Source organism: Rhizobium ecuadorense, assembly GCF_001187535.1.
Lineage (GTDB): Bacteria > Pseudomonadota > Alphaproteobacteria > Rhizobiales > Rhizobiaceae > Rhizobium > Rhizobium ecuadorense.
Genome location: NZ_LFIO01000002.1, coordinates 1 through 359 on the forward strand (window position 1 = coordinate 1; position 359 = coordinate 359).

Here is a 359-nt window from a genome sequence, read left to right on the forward strand (position 1 = left end):
CCATCAGCCAGTCCCAAAGCAAGCTGCAGCAGGCCTCGACAGAAGCGACCACAGGAACCTACGCCGATATCGGCGTATCCCTCGGCGCCGGCGCTGCAAAGTCGATCAATCTCACCAGCGCCATCGCCCAGGCCGCCTCGTTCAAGACGAGCAATGCCGTCGTCGAATTGCGCATGAACGCATCGCAAACCGCCCTTTCGAGCCTCAAGGATGCCGGCGACAGCCTGGTCTCGAACCTGACCGCGCTCCAGGCGAGCCAGGATACAACGAGCATCGCCGTTGCCCTGCAGACGGCGGGCGCCACGATTTCGCAGCTGGTCTCGACGGCTAACACGTCGGTCAATGGCGAGTTCCTGTTC

The 359-nt window shown here is 62.7% G+C and carries 1 protein-coding gene; it reads left to right on the forward strand.

Going from position 1 to position 359, the window contains the following annotated elements; genetic code table 11:
• Positions 1-2: 2 nt before the first annotated feature.
• Positions 3-359, forward strand: a 357-nt coding sequence (locus tag AF337_RS00010) for a flagellin N-terminal helical domain-containing protein (protein WP_483150609.1), incomplete at its 3' end; no start/stop codon positions are given.